At 40.4% G+C, this 21,755-nt stretch carries 21 protein-coding genes, 2 rRNA genes and 1 riboswitch; of the genes, 21 read left to right on the forward strand and 2 right to left on the reverse strand.

All coding sequences use genetic code 11. The features are described 5' to 3' along the window. The 17 genes from LDX58_RS19855 to purD all read left to right on the forward strand — a co-directional run. Nucleotides 1-125: ribosomal RNA gene (locus LDX58_RS19855) — 23S ribosomal RNA — on the forward strand; the annotation flags it as partial. Nucleotides 126-239: 114 nt separating this feature from the next. After that, nucleotides 240-355 (forward strand): 5S ribosomal RNA (gene rrf, locus LDX58_RS19860). Between the two features lie 479 nt (nt 356-834). Continuing rightward, nucleotides 835-1,935 carry a type III polyketide synthase gene (locus LDX58_RS19865; RefSeq protein ID WP_227938711.1) on the forward strand — a complete coding sequence of 367 codons (1,101 nt, stop codon included), beginning with the start codon at nt 835-837 and terminating at the stop codon, nt 1,933-1,935. Beyond that, nucleotides 1,935-2,495 carry an isoprenylcysteine carboxyl methyltransferase family protein gene (locus tag LDX58_RS19870; RefSeq protein WP_227938713.1) on the forward strand — a complete coding sequence of 187 codons (561 nt, stop codon included), beginning with the start codon at nt 1,935-1,937 and terminating at the stop codon, nt 2,493-2,495. Before LDX58_RS19865 ends, LDX58_RS19870 begins: the two co-directional genes overlap by 1 nt. Before the next feature lie 105 nt (nt 2,496-2,600). After that, nucleotides 2,601-2,810: an NETI motif-containing protein gene (locus LDX58_RS19875; protein ID WP_227938714.1), complete on the forward strand. Its 210-nt coding sequence runs from the start codon at nt 2,601-2,603 to the stop codon at nt 2,808-2,810. A gap of 76 nt (nt 2,811-2,886) precedes the next feature. Continuing rightward, nucleotides 2,887-2,989: riboswitch (purine riboswitch) on the forward strand. Between the two features lie 147 nt (nt 2,990-3,136). Further along, on the forward strand, nt 3,137-3,622 hold the full coding sequence (gene purE, locus LDX58_RS19880; RefSeq protein ID WP_227938716.1) for a 5-(carboxyamino)imidazole ribonucleotide mutase: 486 nt from the start codon (nt 3,137-3,139) through the stop codon (nt 3,620-3,622). After that, entirely contained in the window at nt 3,619-4,737 is a 1,119-nt protein-coding gene (purK, locus tag LDX58_RS19885) for a 5-(carboxyamino)imidazole ribonucleotide synthase (protein ID WP_227938718.1), read from the forward strand. Before purE ends, purK begins: the two co-directional genes overlap by 4 nt. 40 nt (nt 4,738-4,777) lie before the next feature. After that, nucleotides 4,778-6,076: an adenylosuccinate lyase gene (gene purB / locus LDX58_RS19890; RefSeq protein ID WP_227938724.1), complete on the forward strand. Its 1,299-nt coding sequence runs from the start codon at nt 4,778-4,780 to the stop codon at nt 6,074-6,076. Nucleotides 6,077-6,144: 68 nt separating this feature from the next. After that, nucleotides 6,145-6,861 carry a phosphoribosylaminoimidazolesuccinocarboxamide synthase gene (purC, locus tag LDX58_RS19895; RefSeq protein WP_227938726.1) on the forward strand — a complete coding sequence of 239 codons (717 nt, stop codon included), beginning with the start codon at nt 6,145-6,147 and terminating at the stop codon, nt 6,859-6,861. Beyond that, nucleotides 6,855-7,106 (forward strand): phosphoribosylformylglycinamidine synthase subunit PurS, encoded by a 252-nt coding sequence (purS, locus tag LDX58_RS19900; RefSeq protein ID WP_227938727.1) that lies wholly within the window; start codon nt 6,855-6,857, stop codon nt 7,104-7,106. Before purC ends, purS begins: the two co-directional genes overlap by 7 nt. After that, a complete protein-coding gene (purQ, locus tag LDX58_RS19905) occupies nt 7,103-7,786 on the forward strand; it encodes a phosphoribosylformylglycinamidine synthase subunit PurQ (RefSeq protein ID WP_227938728.1) in 684 nt (227 codons plus the stop codon). Before purS ends, purQ begins: the two co-directional genes overlap by 4 nt. Next, complete coding sequence (purL, locus tag LDX58_RS19910; RefSeq protein WP_227938729.1) at nt 7,770-9,995, forward strand: phosphoribosylformylglycinamidine synthase subunit PurL; 2,226 nt, start codon at nt 7,770-7,772, stop codon at nt 9,993-9,995. The genes purQ and purL overlap by 17 nt, the downstream gene beginning before the upstream one ends. Next, nucleotides 9,971-11,383, forward strand: a complete 1,413-nt coding sequence (gene purF / locus LDX58_RS19915; RefSeq protein WP_227938730.1) for an amidophosphoribosyltransferase — start codon at nt 9,971-9,973, stop codon at nt 11,381-11,383. Before purL ends, purF begins: the two co-directional genes overlap by 25 nt. A 20-nt stretch (nt 11,384-11,403) precedes the next feature. Then, entirely contained in the window at nt 11,404-12,438 is a 1,035-nt protein-coding gene (purM, locus tag LDX58_RS19920; protein WP_227938731.1) for a phosphoribosylformylglycinamidine cyclo-ligase, read from the forward strand. Next, a complete protein-coding gene (gene purN / locus LDX58_RS19925; protein ID WP_227938733.1) occupies nt 12,438-13,016 on the forward strand; it encodes a phosphoribosylglycinamide formyltransferase in 579 nt (192 codons plus the stop codon). The genes purM and purN overlap by 1 nt, the downstream gene beginning before the upstream one ends. 2 nt (nt 13,017-13,018) lie before the next feature. Beyond that, nucleotides 13,019-14,557, forward strand: a complete 1,539-nt coding sequence (gene purH, locus LDX58_RS19930; RefSeq protein WP_227938735.1) for a bifunctional phosphoribosylaminoimidazolecarboxamide formyltransferase/IMP cyclohydrolase — start codon at nt 13,019-13,021, stop codon at nt 14,555-14,557. 21 nt (nt 14,558-14,578) lie between these two features. Continuing rightward, nucleotides 14,579-15,850: a phosphoribosylamine--glycine ligase gene (purD, locus tag LDX58_RS19935; protein WP_227938737.1), complete on the forward strand. Its 1,272-nt coding sequence runs from the start codon at nt 14,579-14,581 to the stop codon at nt 15,848-15,850. Here the strand turns inward: purD and LDX58_RS26840 are convergent. Both LDX58_RS26840 and LDX58_RS19940 read right to left on the reverse strand, forming a co-directional pair. Then, a complete protein-coding gene (locus tag LDX58_RS26840) occupies nt 15,825-15,935 on the reverse strand; it encodes an EYxxD motif small membrane protein (protein WP_372459257.1) in 111 nt (36 codons plus the stop codon). The two genes, purD and LDX58_RS26840, sit on opposite strands and share 26 nt — an antisense overlap. Before the next feature lie 123 nt (nt 15,936-16,058). Next, nucleotides 16,059-16,301 (reverse strand): YgaP family membrane protein, encoded by a 243-nt coding sequence (locus tag LDX58_RS19940; RefSeq protein WP_227938739.1) that lies wholly within the window; start codon nt 16,299-16,301, stop codon nt 16,059-16,061. Between the two features lie 135 nt (nt 16,302-16,436). Here LDX58_RS19940 and LDX58_RS19945 point away from each other — a divergent pair, with 135 nt between their 5' ends. The 4 genes from LDX58_RS19945 (at nt 16,437) to ade (ending at nt 21,586) form a co-directional block, all read left to right on the forward strand. Then, the gene (locus LDX58_RS19945) at nt 16,437-18,176 is read left to right on the forward strand and encodes an adenine deaminase C-terminal domain-containing protein (RefSeq protein ID WP_227938740.1); all 1,740 of its coding nucleotides are present in this window, start codon (nt 16,437-16,439) and stop codon (nt 18,174-18,176) included. Nucleotides 18,177-18,234: 58 nt separating this feature from the next. Continuing rightward, complete coding sequence (locus LDX58_RS19950; RefSeq protein ID WP_227938742.1) at nt 18,235-19,260, forward strand: DUF3048 domain-containing protein; 1,026 nt, start codon at nt 18,235-18,237, stop codon at nt 19,258-19,260. A gap of 119 nt (nt 19,261-19,379) precedes the next feature. After that, entirely contained in the window at nt 19,380-19,691 is a 312-nt protein-coding gene (locus LDX58_RS19955; RefSeq protein WP_227938744.1) for a YerC/YecD family TrpR-related protein, read from the forward strand. Nucleotides 19,692-19,843: 152 nt separating this feature from the next. Further along, entirely contained in the window at nt 19,844-21,586 is a 1,743-nt protein-coding gene (gene ade, locus LDX58_RS19960) for an adenine deaminase (protein ID WP_227938745.1), read from the forward strand. The last annotated feature ends 169 nt before the right edge of the window (nt 21,587-21,755 follow it).

A 21,755-nucleotide genomic window follows, 5' to 3' on the forward strand; every position in this document is an offset into this window, starting at 1 on the left:
AAGATGAGATTTCCCATGGATTAATCCAGTAAGACCCCTTAGAGATGATGAGGTTGATAGGTCTGGTGTGGAAGCGTGGCGACACGTGGAGCTGACAGATACTAATCGGTCGAGGACTTATCCAATATATTTCTTGACGTCATATTTTGAATAAATATGAAAATGTTTCTATTTTGCATTATCTAGTTTTGAGAGAACCTTAATTCTTTCAATGGTATTTTATTAAAAATACCTTATAGTCTGGTGGCGATAGCGAAGAGGTCACACCCGTTCCCATGCCGAACACGGTCGTTAAGCTCTTTTGCGCCGATGGTAGTTGGGGGCTTCCCCCTGTGAGAGTAGGACGTTGCCAGGCAATCTAAAAGCATTCCATTGAGGAATGCTTTTTTTAATGTGTAAATTTAGAGAGGGAGCTTAAGAGCATTTGATCGAGAGGGGACGGTATCATCTTAGAATGGAGCCAATGGAACATCAGGAGTAAGCTTCATTGAAATACCACGGGTTCCCGGGTGGCGAACACGTTTCTCTTAGTGAAACACATCTATGAAGGTATCGTGTCTACTTTGCCCGTAGAAGTGTAATGGTGAGTCAGGACATTGGTAGGTTGAAAAACATAACGTTCAAGGCCTTACGTGAGAGAAATTTGATTTTCACTAGATTGGAGTTCGGATAGAAATAAAGGTATTCGGACATGAAATTACTGCTCCAGATAATAAAAAGTGCTTACCAAATAACAAACATAATTCTATGTTCCAGACTGACTTGAAAATGCATGAACTACTATATATTGGAGAAACCTAACATTACATTAAAGTTAGGGGAAGGTGAAAGTGAATGCCATCTATAATCTCCGTTAGTACATTTAATCCACCATATACATTAGACCAAGAAACAACAACTGAATTTGCGAGAGAGTTATTTAGTGAGAGTTTTCAAGATATTGACCGGCTGTTAAAAGTTTTTAAAAACGGGCAGATTGATGAACGGCATTTTGCTGTACCTATCAAATGGTTTGAAACCGAACATTCGTTACAGGAAAAAAACGACCTTTATATTGAACTTGCGACAACTTTTTGTGGAAAGGCAATTAAGAAATGTCTTTCTTCCACAAACGAGTTTTTAAATGAGGAGGTTGCTGTAAGCGAAATTGATGCTATTGTATTAGTTTCAAGTTCGGGTATGTCGACTCCTAGTTTAGATGCACGGATTATGAATGAAATGTCTTTCTCGCCACATACAAAAAGAATTCCCTTATGGGGTCTTGGCTGTGCAGGTGGTGCCGCTGGAATTAGTAGGGCGAATGAGTATTGCAGGGCGTTTCCTGAAGAAAACGTTTTAGTCGTCTGTGTTGAACTCTGTAGTTTGACTTTTCAAAGGAATGATCGTTCCAAAAGTAATCTAGTTGGAACTTCGTTATTTGCTGATGGCATTGCTTGTGCACTTGTTACTGGAGATGAATCGTCATTAAGTATGAAAATAGACAAACCAACTAGGCCGACCGTTGTTTCAAGTCAATCTACGCTTATGCCTTATTCAGAAGATGTGATGGGTTGGGAAGTGAAGGATAGCGGATTACATGTAGTATTTTCGCGGGATATCCCAATCATTATAAAGGAATGGTTGGAACCAAATGTAAGAGACTTTCTTGACCAAAATAGAATGACACTTGGACAGCTTTCATCATTTATTGCTCACCCAGGTGGTAAAAAAGTATTAGATGCTTATGTTGAAGCATTACATATTGAAGAAGGGATGACAAATGTCTCAAAGGAAATCCTTCGAAAGCATGGAAATATGTCTTCGCCAACCGTTCTCTATGTTCTAGAGCAAATTATGCTTGAAGAACATGAAGAAAATGAATATGGACTGATGGCTGCTCTTGGTCCTGGATTTTCATCAGAATTAGTTTTATTAACTTGGAAGGGAGTTCACTAATGATTGCTGTATATCTTTTCATCTTGTTGGTTGTAGTTCAAAGAATCGTTGAGGTACTGATTGCGAATCGAAATGCTAAGTGGATTAGAAGCCAAGGTGGGTATGAAGCAGGAAAAGATCATTACAAATACATTGTTGCCCTTCACTTTTTATTTTTCATTTCTCTTCTAATAGAAGTAACAGTTACAAATCATACGTTTATGTTATGGTCTGTTTTACCATTAGTTGTATTTCTTTTAGCTCAACTAGGCCGAGTTTGGGCACTGTCATCTTTAGGACGTTTTTGGAATACGCGAATCATGATCTTACCTGGAGCTAAAGTGATTGCAAAAGGGCCATATCGCTATTTGCGTCATCCCAACTATGCTATTGTTGTAACAGAATTAGCGTGCCTACCTCTAATCTTTCAAGCTTATTGGACAGCGATTGTTTTTACGATTTTGAATGCGGTTATCCTCTCTACTCGTATTCAAGTCGAAGAGCGTGCACTTGAAGAAGCCACAAATTATCAAAAAACTTTTGAAAAACGGCGAAGGTTTTTTCCTACATATGAAAAATAAATGAGAGGAGGCAAGATGAGTCTACCCTCTTCCTTAAATGAACAGATCATGTTACTCTTACGTAAATATATAGTCGAAATATGTTAAATAACGGAGGTACATAATTTGGCGCAAAAAAGAAAAGAACGATTTGAAGTAAAAGAAACAGAAACGATTGAAGAATGTTTAGAAAGAATGAAAGCAGAAGGATATCAACCTATTAGAAGAATGGAAAAACCGATTTTTGAAGAGAGAACGGTGAATTCCAATAAGGAGTATGTACCTGTTAAACAACAAATCATCTTCGAAGGTCTTTTGGTAGAAAGCGAACAATAAAAGTCTGTCTTTTTTAATCGTTCGACTTTTTGTTGACAGTAACGGATGATGATTGTAAGATATACACATAAGAATGCTCAAAAAACGAATAAGACCTCATATAATCTTGGGAATATGGTCCATTAGTTTCTACCCGATTACCGTAAAAAAATCGGACTATGAGGGAAAGTGGTTGCTTAGATTGATCCAAGTGTTTTCTCTAAAACCATGAAAGCGCAGAAGTGGCTTCCTTTCTCTCAAAAAAATGAGCAGATGAAGAAAGTGATTCTGCGCTTTTTTAATGTAATAGAGCAAAAATCGACAAAAATTAATGGAGGAATTCAATAATGAATCCTGAAGTTGGCGTAATAATGGGAAGTACCTCTGATTGGGAAACGATGAAGGCAGCTTGTGATGTGCTTGAAGAGTTAGAGATTGGATTTGAAAAAAAAGTCATCTCAGCACATAGAACTCCTGATTTAATGTTTGAATATGCAGAGCAAGCAAGAGACCGTGGAATAAAAGTGATTATAGCGGGGGCTGGTGGTGCAGCACATTTACCTGGGATGGTTGCCGCAAAGACGACTTTACCAGTAATTGGTGTACCCGTACAATCAAAGGCGCTCCAAGGTTTGGACTCGCTATTATCGATAGTTCAAATGCCTGGCGGAGTTCCTGTTGCAACTGTTGCTATCGGGAAAGCAGGAGCAACAAATGCAGGATTACTAGCAGCTCAAATTTTAGGAGCAACTCAATCACAAGTCGCAAAGCGTCTTGAAGCGAGAAGAGAAAAAACGAGACAAGCAGTGATAGAAAGCAGTGATACCCTATGACTAGAGTCATTAAGCCAGGTCAAACAATTGGTATCATTGGTGGAGGACAATTAGGACGTATGATGGCGATCGCAGCCAAACAAATGGGTTACCGTATCGCGGTCCTTGAGCCTACGGAAGATTCTCCATGTGGACAAGTTTCAGATATTGTAATAAAAGCTGCTTATGATGATCCAATTGGAGCAGAGAAATTAGCTGAAGTATCAGATGTGATTACGTATGAATTTGAAAATATAGATGAACAAACAGCAAATTGGTTAACGAAAAAGTCAGATTTTCCTCAAGGAGCAAAGGTTCTAGGGATCACACAGCATCGTTTAGCAGAGAAAGAAGCGATCCAATCATTAGGGATCTCACTTGCTCCATTTCAACCAATCCGTACGATAGAGGATGCTGAAGAAGCCGGTGATAGATTAGGGTATCCAGCTGTTTTGAAAACTTGTCGTGGTGGCTATGATGGCAAGGGTCAAAGAGTAGTTCGGAACTTAGAGCAATTAAAACAAGGAGCAAAAGAACTACTTAAAAATGGAGAATGTGTCCTAGAAGCATGGATTCCTTTTGCGTTAGAATTATCAGTTATTGTAACACGTTCTAGAAACGGGGAGACAGCTGTTTTTCCAGTGGTAGAAAATGAACATCGAGATAATATTTTATATCGCTCACATGTACCTGCACGGGTAAGTAATGAGGTTTCTGAACAAGCAAAGGAAATGGCTTTGGAGATTGTAACGGGTCTAGATGTCATAGGTACACTTGCTGTTGAACTTTTCATGCTCGAGGATGGCAGATTATATGTCAATGAGCTAGCGCCCCGTCCTCATAACTCGGGGCATTATACCATTGAGGGATGTGAGACTTCACAGTTTGAGCAGCATATAAGAGCTGTTTGTGGTTTGCCTCTTGGGCCGACGACTCTTCGTTCACCGGTTGTCATGGAGAACATTTTAGGTGAGCAACTAGCCCCTATTATGGATAATGTCGCGAAGTTAGCAGATATTAAACTACATCTTTATGGAAAAAAAGAAGCCAAAGAAAAAAGAAAAATGGGTCATTTAACTGTAACCGCTGATTCAGTAGAAGAAGCTTGTACAAAGTTAGACGAATTAGACAAATAGAACGGTTTAAACTAATAGATAAAGTGGAGGTTGGTCATAGATGATTGAACGTTATACTCGACCAGAAATGGGAGCAATATGGACAGAGGAAAATAAATTTCAAGCATGGCTTGAAGTAGAAATTGTAGCATGTGAGGCTTGGGCAGAACTTGGAGACATTCCGAAAGAGGATGTCGCTAAAATTCGTGAAAATGCTGGTTTTGATATTAACCGCATCAATGAAATCGAACTTGAAACTCGTCACGATGTTGTCGCTTTTACACGTGCTGTTTCCGAAACATTAGGAGAAGAACGAAAATGGGTTCATTACGGGTTAACGTCAACTGATGTCGTTGATACAGCTTTATCTTATCTATTAAAGCAAGCCAATGAAATTTTATTGGCTGATATTGAGCGCTTTATTGAAATCTTGAAAACCAAGGCTCAAGAGCATAAGTATACGGTTATGATGGGACGGACTCACGGCGTCCATGCAGAGCCTACAACGTTTGGTTTGAAATTAGCATTATGGTATGAAGAAATGAAACGTAACTTGGAACGTTTCAAGCATGCTGCTGAAGGAGTAAGAGTTGGGAAGCTTTCTGGAGCGGTTGGAACATTTGCAAACATCGATCCTTCCATCGAAGCTTTTGTTTGTGAAAATCTAGGTCTTCAAGCTGCACCGATTTCAACACAGACATTACAACGTGATCGTCATGCTGAGTATTTAGCAGCGATTGCGCTTGTGGCAACATCGATTGAGAAGTTTGCGGTAGAGGTTCGTAGTCTTCAAAAGAGTGAAACAAGAGAAGTGGAAGAAGCTTTTGGTAAAGGTCAAAAGGGTTCTTCAGCTATGCCACATAAACGTAACCCAATTGGGTCAGAGAATATGACGGGACTTGCTCGTGTGATTCGTGGACATATGTTAGCAGCTTATGAGAACGTGCCATTATGGCATGAACGAGACATTTCTCATTCTTCAGCAGAGCGTATTATCCTTCCAGACGCAACAATTGCCCTTAACTATATGCTTAACCGCTTTGGAAACATCGTGAAAAACTTAACGGTCTTCCCTGAAAACATGAAGAGAAACATGACTCGTACTTATGGTTTAATTTACTCGCAACGTGTACTTTTATCACTCATTGATAAGGGGATGGCACGCGAGGAAGCGTATGATCTTGTTCAACCGAAAGCAATGGAAGCTTGGGAAAAAGGCGTTCAATTCCGTGAGCTAGTAGAGGCTGAAGAGAAAATCACGGGGCTATTAACTCCGGGTGAGATTGAAGAGTGTTTTAATTATGAACACCATATGAAGCACGTAGATACGATTTTTACAAGAGTAGGATTACAAGAGTAGAAGGTGTGGAGGGCTAGTCCCCCTTCATTTATAAAAATGTTTATATTCTGTTTTTCGGAGGGTGAACCATGGAAAAAGGTATCTTGCTTTATGAAGGAAAGGCAAAGCAAATTTTTGAAACAAGTAATGAGAATGAGCTTTGGATCAGTTATAAAGATGACGCTACAGCTTTTAATGGAGAGAAGAAAGAAACTCTTGCTGGAAAGGCTCGATTAAATAATGAGATCACATCATTAATTTTCGCGCATTTGAAAGAAAAAGGTGTGGAAAGTCACTTTTTAAAAAAGTTATCCGAAACAGAACAGTTGGTCTTAAAAGTAGATATCATTCCTTTAGAAGTTGTCGTTCGTAATGTAGTTGCAGGTAGCATGGCTAAACGACTTGGAATCGAAGAAGGTACTGCCCTTTCCGAGCCGATCGTCGAGTTCTATTACAAGGACGATGCACTTGGTGATCCGCTCGTAACAGAAGATCATATCGCTATTCTAGAAGTAGCATCTGATGCTGATTTAGCAGTACTTAGAGAGAAAGCAAAAGAAGTAAATAAACATTTGATTAATTTATTTGATAACTTAAACATACGTTTGATTGATTTTAAATTGGAGTTTGGTCGTACGACTGCAGGGGACATTCTTCTAGCTGATGAAATCTCTCCTGATACTTGTCGTCTTTGGGATAAAGATACAAATCAACGTTTTGATAAAGATTTATTCAGAAGAAATATAGGAAGTTTGCAAGAAGGGTATCAAGAAATATTATCACGCTTAGGAGGCGCATCATGTTAAAAGTAAAAGTTTACATTACGTTAAGAGAAAGTGTTTTAGATCCACAAGGAGGACAGGTAAAACGTGCTCTTCATACAATGAACTATTCTGAAGTAGAGGAAGTTCGTATCGGTAAATACATGGAATTAACATTGACAAATACAGATGACGTTGAAAAGCGAATTGATGAAATGTGTTCAAAGCTGTTAGCTAATACGGTGATTGAGGATTATCGTTATGAAATCGAGGAGGTTGTCTCGTCATGAAATTTGCAGTAATTGTTTTTCCAGGTTCAAACTGCGATTCAGACATGTTCTTTGCGATCCAAGATGCACTAGGTGAAGAAGTGGCGTATGTTCGTCATGATGAAACGTCATTAGAAGGCTTTGATGGTGTTCTTTTACCAGGCGGCTTCTCTTACGGAGATTACTTACGCTCTGGTGCAATTGCATGTTTTTCACCGATTATGGAAGCAGTGAAACAGTTTGCTGAAGAAGGGAAACCGGTTCTTGGAGTTTGTAACGGATTTCAAATGTTACTTGAATTAGGATTGCTTCCTGGCGCAATGAAACGTAATGATGGCTTGAAATTTATTTGTCGACCAGCTGAGTTGAAAGTAGACAACAATAAAACGATGTTCACATCAGCCTATGAGCAAGGTGAAGTGATCATAGTTCCTGTTGCTCATGGTGAAGGAAACTATGAGTGTGATGAAGAAACATTAGCAAAACTTGAAGCCAATAACCAAGTTGTTTTCCGTTATTCACAAGCTATTAACGGCTCAAAAGCGGATATCGCTGGAATTACAAATGAGCGTGGAAATGTTTTAGGAATGATGCCGCATCCCGAGCGTGCAGTAGAGTCACTACTCGGCAGCGCGGATGGGTTACGTTTATTTCAATCGATCGTAAGAAATTGGAGGGAATCTCATGTCACTACTTCTTGAACCAACGGCTGAGCGAGTGAAAGAGGAAAAGCTTTACCGCGAAATGGGCTTAACAGATGACGAGTTTGCAATGGTAGAAGATATTCTTGGTCGAACTCCGAACTACACAGAAACAGGTCTTTTCTCTGTTATGTGGTCTGAGCATTGTAGCTATAAAAATTCAAAAGTTCTATTAAAGAAGTTTCCTACTGAAGGAGAACGTGTTTTACAAGGTCCGGGTGAAGGAGCAGGTATCATTGATATCGGTGATGAGCAAGCAGTCGTGTTCAAAATCGAAAGCCATAATCATCCTTCAGCGATTGAACCTTATCAAGGAGCTGCAACCGGAGTTGGTGGAATTCTTCGAGATGTGTTTTCAATGGGAGCTCGTCCAATTTCATTACTAAACTCATTACGTTTTGGAGAGTTAACGTCTCCACGTGTTCGTTATTTATTTGAGGAAGTCGTAGCAGGTATTGCTGGTTATGGTAACTGCATGGGTGTTCCAACAGTAGGAGGAGAGATTCAATTTGATCCTTGCTATGAAGGAAACCCGCTTGTAAACGCTATGTGTGTTGGTTTAATTGATCACAAAGATATCCAAAAGGGACAAGCTAAAGGGGTCGGCAATACAGTCATGTACGTTGGTGCGAGCACGGGTCGTGACGGAATTCATGGTGCAACTTTTGCTTCAGAAGAGCTTGGAGAAGATTCTGATGAAAAGCGTCCCGCTGTTCAAGTAGGAGATCCATTTATGGAGAAGCTATTACTTGAAGCCTGTTTAGAGTTAATCCAAAATGATGCACTTGTCGGGATTCAAGACATGGGTGCTGCAGGTTTAACTTCTTCATCTGCAGAAATGGCAAGTAAAGCTGGATCAGGAATGGTAATGAACTTAGACCTAGTTCCACAACGTGAAAAAGGAATGACACCTTATGAGATGATGTTATCAGAATCTCAAGAACGTATGCTGATCGTTGTTAAAAAAGGCCGTGAGCAAGAAATCAAAGAAATCTTTGATCGTTGGGGATTATTATCAGCAGAAGTTGGTCATGTAACAGATGACAAGCGTCTTCGTCTGCTTCATAAAGGTGAAGTGGTTGCTGATTTACCTGTTGATGCGTTAGCTGAAGAAGCGCCGGTTTATCATAAGCCATCAAGCGTTCCTGCTTATTATGAGAAGTTCCAACAACAAGAAGAAAAAACACCAGTAGTTGAAGATTATAAAGAAACCCTTCTAAAATTGTTAGCTCAACCGACGATTGCAAGCAAGGAATGGGTTTATGATCAATATGATTATATGGTTCAAACGAATACGGTTGTTGAGCCGGGTTCAGATGCTGCTGTTGTTCGTATTCGTGGCACGAGAAAAGCCTTAGCGATGACAACAGACTGTAATTCTCGCTACTTATACCTTGATCCAGAGGTAGGCGGTCAAATTGCTGTTGCAGAAGCCGCACGAAATGTTATTTGTTCTGGTGGTGTTCCACTTGGTTTAACGGATGGCTTGAATTACGGAAGTCCTGACAAACCAGAAATTTTCTGGCAATTAGAAAAATCAACAGATGGTATGAGCGAAGCTTGCCGAGTGTTAGAAACTCCAGTTATTGGTGGTAACGTGTCTCTTTATAATGAAACGGCTGGTGTAGCGATTTACCCAACACCTGTTATCGGAATGGTTGGTTTAATTGAGGATATTGATCATATTACGACTCAATCGTTTAAAACAGCTGGAGACGTTATTTATTTAATTGGTGAGACGAGACCTGAGTTTGGTGGAAGTGAATTGCAAAAGCTAGTAGAAGGCGATATTTCAGGTAAAGCGCCATCACTAGATTTAGAATTAGAAAAAAGACTTCAAAAACAACTTCTGACAGCTATTCGTTCAGGTGTTGTAGCCTCTGCCCACGATGTTGCAGAAGGTGGAGTAGGGATTGCACTGGCTGAATCTATGACTTCAGGTAAAGTTGGTGCAAGCGTAACGTTAGCTGGAGAAACGACAGCTGCCCTATTTGCTGAGTCACAAACTCGATTTGTTGTCACAGTACCAAGTGAAAAAGCAGAGAAGTTTGAACAACTTGTTTCAGCTAAACGAGTCGGGGAAGTAACAAATACGAAAACTCTTCAAATTAAAAATGATGAACAACGTATCATCCTTGAAGCATCACAGGATGAAATTGTAACGGCTTGGAAAGGAGCCATTCCATGTTTGCTGAAATCAAAGGCCTAAATGAAGAATGTGGTGTGTTTGCTATCTGGGGACATAAAGATGCAGCGCACTTAACGTATTACGGTCTTCACAGTTTACAGCACCGCGGGCAAGAAGGAGCTGGGATTGTTGTAACAGACGGAGAACAGTTAAAGGTTCATAAAGGGTTAGGGCTTGTTAATGACGTTTTTAGCCCAAATGATTTTTCGGCGTTAAGTGGACATGGTGCGATAGGACATGTCCGCTATGCAACAGCCGGTGGAGGGGGATTTGCCAATGTGCAGCCCCTGCTTTTCCGCTCGCAAACGGGAAGCTTAGCGATTGCTCATAATGGTAATCTTGTTAATGCAAACAGCATGAAGCATCAACTTGAAGGCCAAGGAAGTATTTTTCAATCAACATCAGATACAGAAGTAGTCGCTCATTTAATTAAACGTAGTGGCTTTAACAAGCTTGAAGACCAACTGCGCAATTCTCTTGAGATGCTTAAGGGTGCTTATGCATTAGCTGTTTTAAACGAAAAGCAGCTGATGGTTGCATTAGACCCTAATGGTCTTCGTCCACTTTCAATTGGTCGTCTTGGTGATGCTTATGTTGTTGCATCAGAAACTTGTGCATTTGATTTAATTGGAGCTACGTATGAGCGTGAAGTTGAGCCAGGAGAGCTCATCATTATCGATGATGAAGGATTACGTTCAACGAGATTCTCGGGTTCTGCGACAAGAGCTATCTGTAGCATGGAATATGTGTACTTTGCTCGTCCAGACAGCAATGTAGATGAGATTAATGTTCATACAGCAAGAAAGAGTTTAGGAAAACAGTTAGCTATCGAGGCTCCAGTAGAAGCCGATGTTGTAACGGGTGTTCCCGATTCTTCTATTTCAGCCGCGATTGGGTATGCGGAGCAAACCGGTATTCCTTATGAGCTAGGCATGATTAAAAATCGTTATGTTGGGCGTACGTTTATTCAACCGTCACAGGAGTTACGGGAGCAAGGGGTTAAGATGAAGCTCTCAGCTGTACGTGGTGTTGTCGAAGGAAAGCGTGTTGTCATGATTGATGATTCGATTGTTCGTGGTACAACAAGTAGAAGAATTGTGAATATGTTGCGTGATGCAGGGGCAAAAGAGGTACATGTTCGAATTAGTTCACCTCCAATTAAGAACCCTTGTTTTTACGGAATCGACACGTCTAATTCAGGTGAATTAATTGCTGCTAATCATTCTTTAGAGGAAATGCGAGAAATGATGGGAGCCGATTCTCTTGAATTTTTATCAACAGAGGGCTTGAAAAAAGGGATAGGCCGTTCTGATACAACGTCTAATTGCGGTCAATGCCTTGCATGCTTTACAGGTGAATATCCGACTGAAATTTACCCAGACACGTTACATCCATACGCAAAGGTTTAGAGGAGAAGGGAGCAAGAAGAATGTCAGAAGCTTATAAAAAAGCAGGAGTCAGTCTTGAAGCGGGGTACGAGGCAGTAGAGCGAATGAAGAGTCATGTAAATAGAACAAAGCGTTCTGGTGTGATGGGGTCACTTGGTGGCTTTGGGGGAATGTTTGACCTATCTACATTAAATCTGAAAGAGCCTGTACTTGTTTCAGGGACGGACGGAGTAGGGACAAAGCTGATGCTTGCCTTTATGTTAGATCGCCATGATACGATCGGAATTGATGCGGTTGCGATGTGTGTGAATGATATTGTTGTTCAAGGAGCAGAACCCTTATATTTTCTTGACTACATTGCCTGTGGAAAAGCGGTTCCAGAACGGTTGGAAGCGATTGTAAAAGGTGTGGCAGATGGTTGCGTGCAGGCTGGCTGTGCGTTAGTTGGAGGAGAAACGGCTGAAATGCCTGGTATGTATAGTGAAGATGAATATGACTTAGCGGGTTTTTCTGTTGGAGCTGTGGAAAAACAAAAGATGGTAAACGGTGAATCAATTAAAGCAGGTGATGTTGTCATTGGTCTAGCGTCAAGTGGACTACACAGTAATGGCTTTTCACTAGTGCGGAAAATCTTACTTCATGATCATTCTTTTTCTTTAACGGATCATGTTGAAGAGTTAGGGCAAACACTTGGTGAGGAACTGCTAACTCCTACTAAAATTTATGTGAAACCATTACTTGCTTGTTTGAAGGAACATACAGTGCATGGAATGGCACATATAACAGGTGGCGGTTTCTATGAGAATATTCCTCGTATGTTACCAGAAGGTGTTCGCGTTAACGTAACTAACGGATCTTGGCCTGTTCCTCCTGTTTTTAACTTATTAAAAAAATATGGAGAGTTAACAGATAAAGAGCTTTTCTCTACTTTTAATATGGGAATTGGGATGGTTATGGTTGTGCCTGAAGAAGAAAGTCAAGATGTACTTGGTCTATTAAAAGAACACGGAGAATCTGCTCATGTTATCGGTCGAGTAGAAGAAGGATCAGGAGTTACAATCGGAGGCATTGAGTAATGAGGATCGCTATTTTTGCATCAGGGGCTGGAACGAATGCAGAAGCAATTATTAAAGCAACACAAACTCAACGCCTTGATGCTGAAGTTGCTCTTATAGTCACGGATAAGCCAAAAGCTAAGGTAATTGAACGAGCTACTAATTATAACGTTCCCGTTGTTGCGTTTGATCCTAAGTCTTATGAAACAAAGGCAGCATATGAACAAGAGATTGTAAATGAACTTCATAAGAGAGAGGTATCATTTGTCGTACTAGCAGGTTATATGCGATTAATTGGAACAACCTTGCTAAGTGCCTATGAAGGAAGGATCGTTAACATACATCCTTCCTTGCTTCCTTCTTTTCCAGGACTTGATGCAATTGGACAAGCCTTTCAAGCAAAAGTGAAAGTAACGGGAGTCACGGTTCATTATGTTGATGAAGGAATGGACACAGGATCGATTATAGCGCAAGAACCGGTCAGAATTGAACGACATGATACAGTCGATTCTTTGCAAGAAAAAGTGCAGGTCGTCGAGCATCGATTGTACCCAGAAACATTACAAACGATTATAGATCAGATGGAAAGGTTGAGTTAGTAATGAGCAAAAAGAGAGCTTTGGTCAGCGTTTCAGATAAAACAGGGATTGTTGAGTTTGTGAAAGAACTAGTAAATCAAGGATTTGAAGTTGTATCAACAGGCGGAACGAAGAACGCATTGCAAGCAGCGGACGTGCCTGTAATTGGAATATCTGAAGTAACAGGTTTTCCAGAAATTTTGGATGGACGAGTGAAAACTTTACACCCTAATATACATAGTGGCTTACTTGCTATGAGAGAACGTGAAGAACACAGGCAACAACTTGCTGAACACAACATTTCCCCGATTGATCTTGTCGTTGTTAATTTATATCCTTTCAAAGAGACGATTGCTAAACAAGATTGTACGTATGAAGATGCGATTGAAAACATTGATATTGGTGGTCCAAGTATGCTTCGTGCAGCGGCTAAAAATCACCAGCACGTAACGGTTGTCGTTGATCCAACTGACTATCAAACGGTTCTCGATGAGCTTACAAATGGCCAGGCTGTTTCGCTTGAGACAAAACGCCGTCTAGCAGCCAAAGTGTTCAGACATACTGCGGCTTATGATGCGTTAATTGCAGAATATCTTACTGAGGCTGTTGGTGAAACAGAACCTGAAACATTTACGGTTACGTATGAACGCAAGCAAGGGTTGCGTTATGGAGAAAATCCTCATCAAAAAGCAACGTTCTATCAGAAACCGTTAGCTGATGAAAGTTCGATTGCAAGTGCGATTCAATTACATGGAAAAGAGCTTTCTTACAACAACATTCATGATGCTGATGCCGCTCTTGCTATCGTTAAAGAATTTGCTGAACCAGCAGTTGTAGCCGTTAAGCATATGAATCCATGTGGTGTTGGAACAGGTACAACCATTGAAGAAGCTTATGGACGCGCATATGAGGCGGACTCAGTTTCTATTTTTGGAGGAATTGTTGCTGCCAACCGTGAAATTGACGAAGCAACGGCTGTGAAGATGAAAGATATTTTCTTAGAAATTATCATTGCTCCTTCTTTTACACAAGAAGCGTTAAATGTGTTAACAACTAAAAAGAATTTACGTCTCTTAACAGTTCCTATGAATAAACAAGAACGACCTGAAGCGATGCTTACATCGATTCATGGTGGATTGCTTGTTCAAGATGAAGATCATTATGGACTTGATGATGCAACGGTTTCTATCCCAACAAAGCGCGAACCAACAGAAGCAGAGTGGGAAGCTCTTAGAGTAGCTTGGAAAGTAGTTAAGCACGTAAAGTCAAATGCGATTGTGTTAGCTAACGGTCAAATGACCGTTGGAGTCGGTGCAGGTCAAATGAACCGTGTAGGAGCTGCAGAGATTGCAATTGCTCAAGCAAATGAGCGAATTGAAGGAGCGGTAATGGGTTCAGATGCTTTTTTCCCAATGGGAGATACTGTTGAACTAGCTGGTAAAGCAGGTGTGACAGCCATTATTCAACCAGGTGGATCCATCCGTGACGAGGAGTCTATTGAAATGGCTAATAAATATGGAATCGCAATGGTTATGACGGGGGTCAGACACTTTAAACATTAATTCAACATAGGAGGGGATCCCATGAAAGTTCTTATTATTGGTAGCGGTGGTCGTGAACATGCAATTGCATGGAAAGTCGCTCAAAGCAATCAAGTAACTGAAGTGTTTGTAGCGCCGGGAAATGATGGAATGGTTGATGTAGCAACTCTGGTTAAAATTGATGAAAATAATTTTGATGAGCTCGTTGCGTTTGCGAAGGAGCAAGAGATAGGTTTAACGATTGTCGGTCCAGAGGTTCCTTTACTTGGTGGAGTAGTCGATCGCTTTCAAGAAGCAGGATTGCGCATTTTCGGCCCAAGAAAAGGTGCAGCAATGCTTGAAGGAAGTAAATCGTTTGCCAAATCAATTATGAAAAAGTACGATATCCCAACAGGAAGTTATGAAACATTCTCTGATTATGAAAAAGCTGTGGCTTACGTGAAAGAACAAGGTGCTCCTATTGTCATCAAAGCAGATGGTTTAGCAGCCGGAAAAGGTGTTGTTGTCGCAATGACGGAAGAGGAAGCTATTAACGCCCTCTCTGCGATGTTAAAAGACCAAGCTTTCGGAAAAGCTAGCGAACAAGTGGTGATCGAGGAATATCTTGAAGGTGAAGAGTTGTCGTTAATGGCTTTTGTGCATAACGAAACAGTTCTCCCTATGGTCGGAGCACAAGATCATAAACGAGCTTTAGACGGAGATAAAGGTCCAAATACAGGTGGAATGGGCGCCTATTCACCAGTACCTCAATTTTCAAAAGAAGATGTTGCCGAAGCAGTTGAAAAAGTGTTGCAACCAACTGCCAACGCATTAATTAAAGAAGGAACTCCATTTACGGGTATTCTATATGCAGGATTAATGATGACATCAGCAGGGCCGAAAGTCATTGAGTTCAATACTCGTTTTGGAGATCCGGAAACACAGGTTGTCCTTCCAAGATTGAAATCTGATCTTGTCGAGGTTTACACAACATTATTAGATGGAAAAACACCGGAATTAGAGTGGTCAGATGATGAGGTTGTAGGTATTGTCGTTGCAAGTGAAGGCTACCCGGGTTCCTATGATAAAGGAACGATCATTAAAGGTCTTGACCTAGTGGGAGACGATATTCTTGTGTTCCATGCTGGGACACAAAAGGTCAATGACCAATGGACAACAAATGGTGGTCGTGTCTTGTTACTGGCAACAAAAAAAAGCTCACTACATGCAGCTCAACAGCGTGTTTATAGCGAGCTCGATAAAGTGAGCAAGGACGGATTATATTACCGGACAGATATAGCTCATAAAGCTATTTCGCGCGTTTCTTCTTCATGAACATATAAATTAAAGCAATAATGCTACCAATGACCATAATATAGATAAAAAGGCTATCAGTAGCGAATTCTTGAACATTAAACATGTTATCATCTCCTTAGATTGTTAAAAGGGGGAGAGGTTGTTCAAATTGAACAACCTCTAAAAAAATCAGAAGCCGTATAAGTTCACGTAGAATTTTATACGGCTTATTTATTGACTGCATCTTTTAATGTCGGTGATTCTCGTCTTGACTTTGTTCTTGCATTGTGGACATGTTGTTTTCTGCCAAGTAAGTAAGAGGACAGAACCTTGTAATGCCTTCTGCCACTTTCATCCCTCCACACATTGCAGCAAAAAGCAACGTTCCCTCGTTTGGTTTTCGAACAAGCTTTGCGGTAGAACAGGCTAATACGGTGAAACCTAGGGAAATACGACATAACGCATCAACTCGACCGATATTTGGTTTCATAATTGACCCACCTTTCACATGTTTGTCAAATATTACAATAAAAGATGTTAAAAAATTTAACATTGTTAGTGAATGTTTTAACAATTTTGTGTTACGATTAGAAAAATAGGAATTGACGAAATGGGTGATGACAGGATGACTGAGAGACTTTACCGCTGGACAAAACAACGTTTACGACAGCAATTGGCTGTAGTAAAAGGAGAGAAAGCTCCTTCACTTGTCCTCCGGAATGCTAATTATTTAAATTTTGCACGGCGTAAATGGCTTACCGCAAACATATGGATTTCCGAAGACCGCATTGTGTACGTCGGTCAGGATATGCCAACCGTTTTAACGGATACAGAAATTGTAGATTGTGAAAATAAACGAGTTGTACCAGGTTATATTGAGCACCACGCTCACCCGTTTCAACTTTATAATCCCCATAGCTTTGGGAAGTATGCAGCAACTAGGGGAACAACTACACTTATTAATGACAACCTTATGTTTTTTTTGCATCTTGAAAAAAAGAAAGCGCTTTCTTTGATTGAGGCACTTGATGAGCTGCCTACGTCAATGTATTGGTGGTCTCGTTATGATGCGCAAACCGAGTTAAGGGATGAGGAACCACTATCGAATTCAAAAATGAAGGAATGGTTAGAACATCCCCTTGTTGTTCAAGGGGGGGAATTAACGTCTTGGCCAAAAGTCTTAAATGGTGATGATTCAACCCTTCATTGGATGCAGGAAACAACTAGACTTCGTAAACCAATCGAAGGACATCTTCCTGGTGCCTCCGAGCGTACTCTTGCACAAATGGCTCTTCTAGGAGTGACGTGTGACCATGAGGCTATGACAGGTGAAGAAGTCATTAGAAGGTTGGATAATGGCTATACTACTTCGTTAAGACACTCTTCAATACGCCCTGATTTACCGAGGCTTTTTAAGGAGATGCAGGAATTAGGGGTTGACTATTTTGAACGTTGTTTGATGACAACAGACGGATCTCCTCCTTCATTTTATGAGGAGGGGGTCATGGACAATCTAATAAAAATCGCTTTAGAAAGCGGTATAGATACAATAGATGCGTATGCAATGGCTAGTTATAATGTGGCAAAATATTACAATCTTGACCATAAGCTAGGGATGATTGCTCCAGGTCGAATCGCACATTTAAATATTCTCGATGGCATAGAAAATCCAACTCCGCAGTCGGTGATTGCGAAGGGACAATGGGTTGTTCGTGATGGAAGACAATGTGATTGTATGACGTCTTTCCCTTGGGAGGAATATGGAGTTGAGCCATTTAAGATTGATTGGGATCTAACTGAAGATGATTTGTATTTTTCTATGCCAATGGGAATTGAAATGGTGAATTCCGTTATCTTAAAACCTTACCAAATTCCGATTGAAAGTACGAATCGAGTATTAAGTACCGACCATGATGAAAGTTTCTTTGTGATGATTGACAAGTTTGGCAAATGGCATATCGCGACAATGATCAAAGGTTTTGCAACACATGTTTCAGGTTTTGCAAGTTCATTTACAAATACAGGTGATATTATCCTGATTGGAAAAAGTGTATCGGATATGATTGTAGCCTTCAATGCTTTAAAAGAACAAGGTGGAGGAATGACTCTTGTAGAAGGTGGAGAGGTTATTGGTCGTATTGAGTTAGAGCTATTCGGTATCCTATCTGCGAAAACGATGGAAGGCGTTATGGCAGATGAGAAATTTTTTGTCTCTTTGTTAAGGGGGCGCGGTTATAAATATGAGGATCCTATTTATAGTTTATTTTTCTTCTCCTCAACGCATCTTCCATATATTAGGGTGACACAAAGAGGGATTTATGATGTGAAAAAGAAAACGGTACTCTTTCCTGCTATTATGCGTTAAACTAAGAAAGTGCACTGTTGTGCTTTAGTGTGGTAATTTAAAAAAGGTCGTGTGTGTGATGAATAAAAGTTGGAAGATATCTTTCCTTATAGCTGCTTTTATGATAAGTGGATGTGCAAATAACAATGAACCAGTAACTGAGCTAGAAGAGGTAGAACCTGTCGAAGAAGAAGAGCTTGTTGAGGCTCCTTCTTTGTATACATATCCACTCACAGGGATGGAATCGGAACAGGAGTCTAATCGTCGTGTTATTGGGGTAACGATTAATAATCACCCGGCAGCTCGCCCACAATCTGGAATTAGCGATGCTGACATTATTTATGAAATCTTATCTGAATTTGAAATTACACGGCTAGTGGCTCTATTCCAGAGTCGTTTGCCTGAACGGGTTGGTCCTGTTAGAAGTGCGAGACCTTATCATATTGATTTGATAAATGGGTACAATGGGGTAATAGTTCATCACGGATGGAGTCCTGAAGCAAGACAGAAAATTGAAAGAGGAGAGATCAATGCTTTAAATGGCCTATTTTACGATGGAACCTATTTTAAACGCTCTTCAGAACGCAAGGCTCCACACAATTCATATATTACATCAGATCATATTCTTGAGGGAATGAGTTCATTAGGCTATTCTTTAGAAGGCGAGACAACCCCTTTATCTTTTTTTGAGCACGAGGACATGAACATCGTCGGTGTAGAAGGTAAGGAGATCGAGGTTAATTATTATAATATTAACCGTGTTCAGTATAAATTTGATGAGCAGTCTGGACTTTATCACCGGTTCAACGGAGAAAATCAAACAGTAGATTTTGAAACAGAGGAATTGATCGAGATTTCAAATCTGTTTGTTGTAGAGACTGAACATATGGTATTAGATGACCAAGGTCGACGAGCCATTGATTTAACATCAGGTGGAAAAGCAATTCTTTTCCAAAGTGGAATTGCCAATGAAATAAGTTGGGAAAACCGCAATGGACAAATTGTGCCAATTCAAGATGGTCAATTAATACCGTTAAAACCTGGTCAAACTTGGATTAATGTAGTTCCAACATCGCCAGGATTAGAAGAAACGGTTTCATACTAAAAAGGATTAGGTTGCGAAGGATTGAAAAAGGTAAAAACCGCTCTTTTTCAATAGGATCTAGGTGCCAGTCTATATAAACATCTCGTGAATGCTAATGCTTCAAGAAAGGAGTGAAATAAATGCAAATAGATAAACTTCGGGGGAAAGAACTTGATCAGTTATTTAAAGCGGTATTATCGCTAAAAGATCTTGAAGAGTGTTATGAATTTTTTGATGATCTTTGTACAATTAATGAAATTCAATCCCTAGCACAACGTTTAGAAGTAGCAAGGATGCTACAAAATGGTTATACGTATCATAAGATTGAAACAGAAACCGGTGCTAGCACAGCGACAATTTCACGAGTGAAACGCTGTTTGAACTACGGAAATGATGGGTATAAAATGACATTGGATCGAGTAAAAGAAAACGAAGTAAGTGTTGAAGAGTAAACCGCAGGCTATCCTGTGGTTTTTTTATGTCTCCAACCACTGAGAAAACAAGTATGAATTCACTTTTTGTAAGATAACCTCTCCGAACATGTGTAATTTGATCGATTTAGTACTACAATAGATGAAATATAAGGTAGATCGGAGTGGTGAAAATGATGAAACAACAACTGAGTAGAAGAATAGCAGCAGCAACGAAAAGAGAAAAAGCAAATTTAGTCATCAAAAGAGCGCACATTATAGATGTGTTTACGCTCACCACTTATGAGGCAGATGTAGCGGTTACAGACGGTGTCATTGTCGGTGTGGGAGCGTATGAAGGCATAGAGGAAGTAGATGTAAATGGGGCATACATAGCTCCAACATTTATCGATGGACATGTCCATATTGAATCGGCCATGGTACCGCCTGAGGAGTTTGCAAAAGTCGTCGTACCTCGGGGAGTTACGACCATTTTTGCCGATCCACATGAAATAGCTAATGTGGGAGGTCTTGAAGCAGTTACGTACATGATTGAAGCAGCAAAAGATCTGCCACTTGATGTAAAAATCATGGTTCCTTCAAGTGTCCCAGCGACGGACTTTGAACACAACGGCGCAGAACTAACATCATATGATATTGAAAAGTTATTCGATGAATACGGAGCATATGGTCTTGCTGAAGTGATGGATTATCCTGCTGTATTCTCTGCCGAAAAGAAAATGATGTCCAAACTTACAGCTGCGATGGAACGTGGGAAGCTAATAGATGGGCACGCTGCAGGTCTAGACGAGACGGGGTTGAATGCTTATCGTGTTGCAGGAATACGCAACGATCATGAGGCTGTTACAGCTGAGGAGGCTCTTGCTCGCTTGAGAAGGGGTATGTTTGTGTTAATGCGTGAAGGAACAGCTGCTAAGGATATCGAGGCTTTACTTCCTATTCTTACTCCAGAGAATGCACGGCGTTGTGTGTTTTCAACAGATGATAAGCATCTAGACGATCTCGTAAAAGAAGGCTCAATCGATGCTAGTATTAGAAAAGCAATAAAACTTGGAGTAAACCCACTTCAAGCGATTCAGATGGCAACTTTAAATGCAGCTGAGTGCTTTGGATTACAGGATAAAGGTGCTATTGCCCCTGGATATGAAGCAAGTTTTGTTTTGATTCGCGATTTAGATAAACTGAAAATTGAAGCGGTCTATATTAAAGGCGAAAGAGTTGCGGAAAATGGAAAAATGACTGTAGGAATCCGAGATGCCTTACTTCCACCGGCTGCTCTCTTAAATAGTGTGCATTTAGCTCCAATAACAACAGAAAGTCTAAGGCTGAAAATGGAATCAGCAAAAGCCCATGTCATTTGTGTAACACCAGGATCAATTGTAACCGAACATCTGGTTGAAGAAGTCGATTTGGTCGAAGGCTTATTTACACCGTCGATTAAAAACAATCAATTGAAGCTCGTTGTAGCTGAGCGGCATCGTGAGCTTGGTTATGTTGGTGTAGGCATTGTAAAGGGAATACCAATAAAAGAGGGAGCCATCGTGGCAACTGTTGCGCATGACTCTCATAACATAGTTGCTTGTGGTACGGATGATAAAAGCATTAAAAACGCGATTGAACATGTGGCAGCAACAAAAGGAGGAATTGCCGTTGTGAGAGGCGATGAGGTTCTTGCGGAATTGCCATTACCACTGGCTGGATTGATGTCGCTGCAACCATATGAACAAGTGAATGTAGCATTGGAAAAAATTGAGGATGCATTAAAAGATATTGGTTTTCAAGAAAAATGGAATCCGTTTTTAACCTTGTCTTTCTTAGCACTTCCTGTTATCCCTTCATTAAAACTAACAGATTCCGGTTTATTCAATGTAGAGAGCTTTCAACATATATCTGTGGAGATCATTGATGAAAAATAAAACTACCATGTGTCCTCTTTAAAAGGAGGCACACGCGAGGGCACTGAAAAAGTCCCTTTTAGTAGATTCGAGGATTTGGCAATGACTCCACACGTTGCGCTCCCTATAAGAAACCACTCATAGGGCTTAAGACAAACCAACGGTTCCGCTTAAAGGCCACTGAAAAAGG

The organism is Alkalihalobacillus deserti (assembly GCF_020734105.1).
GTDB lineage: Bacteria > Bacillota > Bacilli > Bacillales > Bacillaceae_D > Halalkalibacter > Halalkalibacter deserti.

What these genes read in the sequence shown, in the direction of transcription:
- LDX58_RS19950 (WP_227938742.1), top strand. Translation starts at nt 18,235, where the DNA reads ATGAATAAAAGTTGGAAGATATCTTTCCTTATAGCTGCTTTTATGATA.
- purB (WP_227938724.1), top strand. Translation starts at nt 4,778, where the DNA reads ATGATTGAACGTTATACTCGACCAGAAATGGGAGCAATATGGACAGAG.
- LDX58_RS19940 (WP_227938739.1), bottom strand. Translation starts at nt 16,301, where the DNA reads ATGAAACCAAATATCGGTCGAGTTGATGCGTTATGTCGTATTTCCCTA.
- purL (WP_227938729.1), top strand. Translation starts at nt 7,770, where the DNA reads ATGTCACTACTTCTTGAACCAACGGCTGAGCGAGTGAAAGAGGAAAAG.
- purD (WP_227938737.1), top strand. Translation starts at nt 14,579, where the DNA reads ATGAAAGTTCTTATTATTGGTAGCGGTGGTCGTGAACATGCAATTGCA.
- purK (WP_227938718.1), top strand. Translation starts at nt 3,619, where the DNA reads ATGACTAGAGTCATTAAGCCAGGTCAAACAATTGGTATCATTGGTGGA.
- purC (WP_227938726.1), top strand. Translation starts at nt 6,145, where the DNA reads ATGGAAAAAGGTATCTTGCTTTATGAAGGAAAGGCAAAGCAAATTTTT.
- LDX58_RS19865 (WP_227938711.1), top strand. Translation starts at nt 835, where the DNA reads ATGCCATCTATAATCTCCGTTAGTACATTTAATCCACCATATACATTA.
- purS (WP_227938727.1), top strand. Translation starts at nt 6,855, where the DNA reads ATGTTAAAAGTAAAAGTTTACATTACGTTAAGAGAAAGTGTTTTAGAT.
- purM (WP_227938731.1), top strand. Translation starts at nt 11,404, where the DNA reads ATGTCAGAAGCTTATAAAAAAGCAGGAGTCAGTCTTGAAGCGGGGTAC.
- LDX58_RS19870 (WP_227938713.1), top strand. Translation starts at nt 1,935, where the DNA reads ATGATTGCTGTATATCTTTTCATCTTGTTGGTTGTAGTTCAAAGAATC.
- ade (WP_227938745.1), top strand. Translation starts at nt 19,844, where the DNA reads ATGATGAAACAACAACTGAGTAGAAGAATAGCAGCAGCAACGAAAAGA.
- purQ (WP_227938728.1), top strand. Translation starts at nt 7,103, where the DNA reads ATGAAATTTGCAGTAATTGTTTTTCCAGGTTCAAACTGCGATTCAGAC.
- LDX58_RS19945 (WP_227938740.1), top strand. Translation starts at nt 16,437, where the DNA reads ATGACTGAGAGACTTTACCGCTGGACAAAACAACGTTTACGACAGCAA.
- LDX58_RS26840 (WP_372459257.1), bottom strand. Translation starts at nt 15,935, where the DNA reads ATGTTTAATGTTCAAGAATTCGCTACTGATAGCCTTTTTATCTATATT.
- purH (WP_227938735.1), top strand. Translation starts at nt 13,019, where the DNA reads ATGAGCAAAAAGAGAGCTTTGGTCAGCGTTTCAGATAAAACAGGGATT.
- purE (WP_227938716.1), top strand. Translation starts at nt 3,137, where the DNA reads ATGAATCCTGAAGTTGGCGTAATAATGGGAAGTACCTCTGATTGGGAA.
- purF (WP_227938730.1), top strand. Translation starts at nt 9,971, where the DNA reads ATGTTTGCTGAAATCAAAGGCCTAAATGAAGAATGTGGTGTGTTTGCT.
- purN (WP_227938733.1), top strand. Translation starts at nt 12,438, where the DNA reads ATGAGGATCGCTATTTTTGCATCAGGGGCTGGAACGAATGCAGAAGCA.
- LDX58_RS19955 (WP_227938744.1), top strand. Translation starts at nt 19,380, where the DNA reads ATGCAAATAGATAAACTTCGGGGGAAAGAACTTGATCAGTTATTTAAA.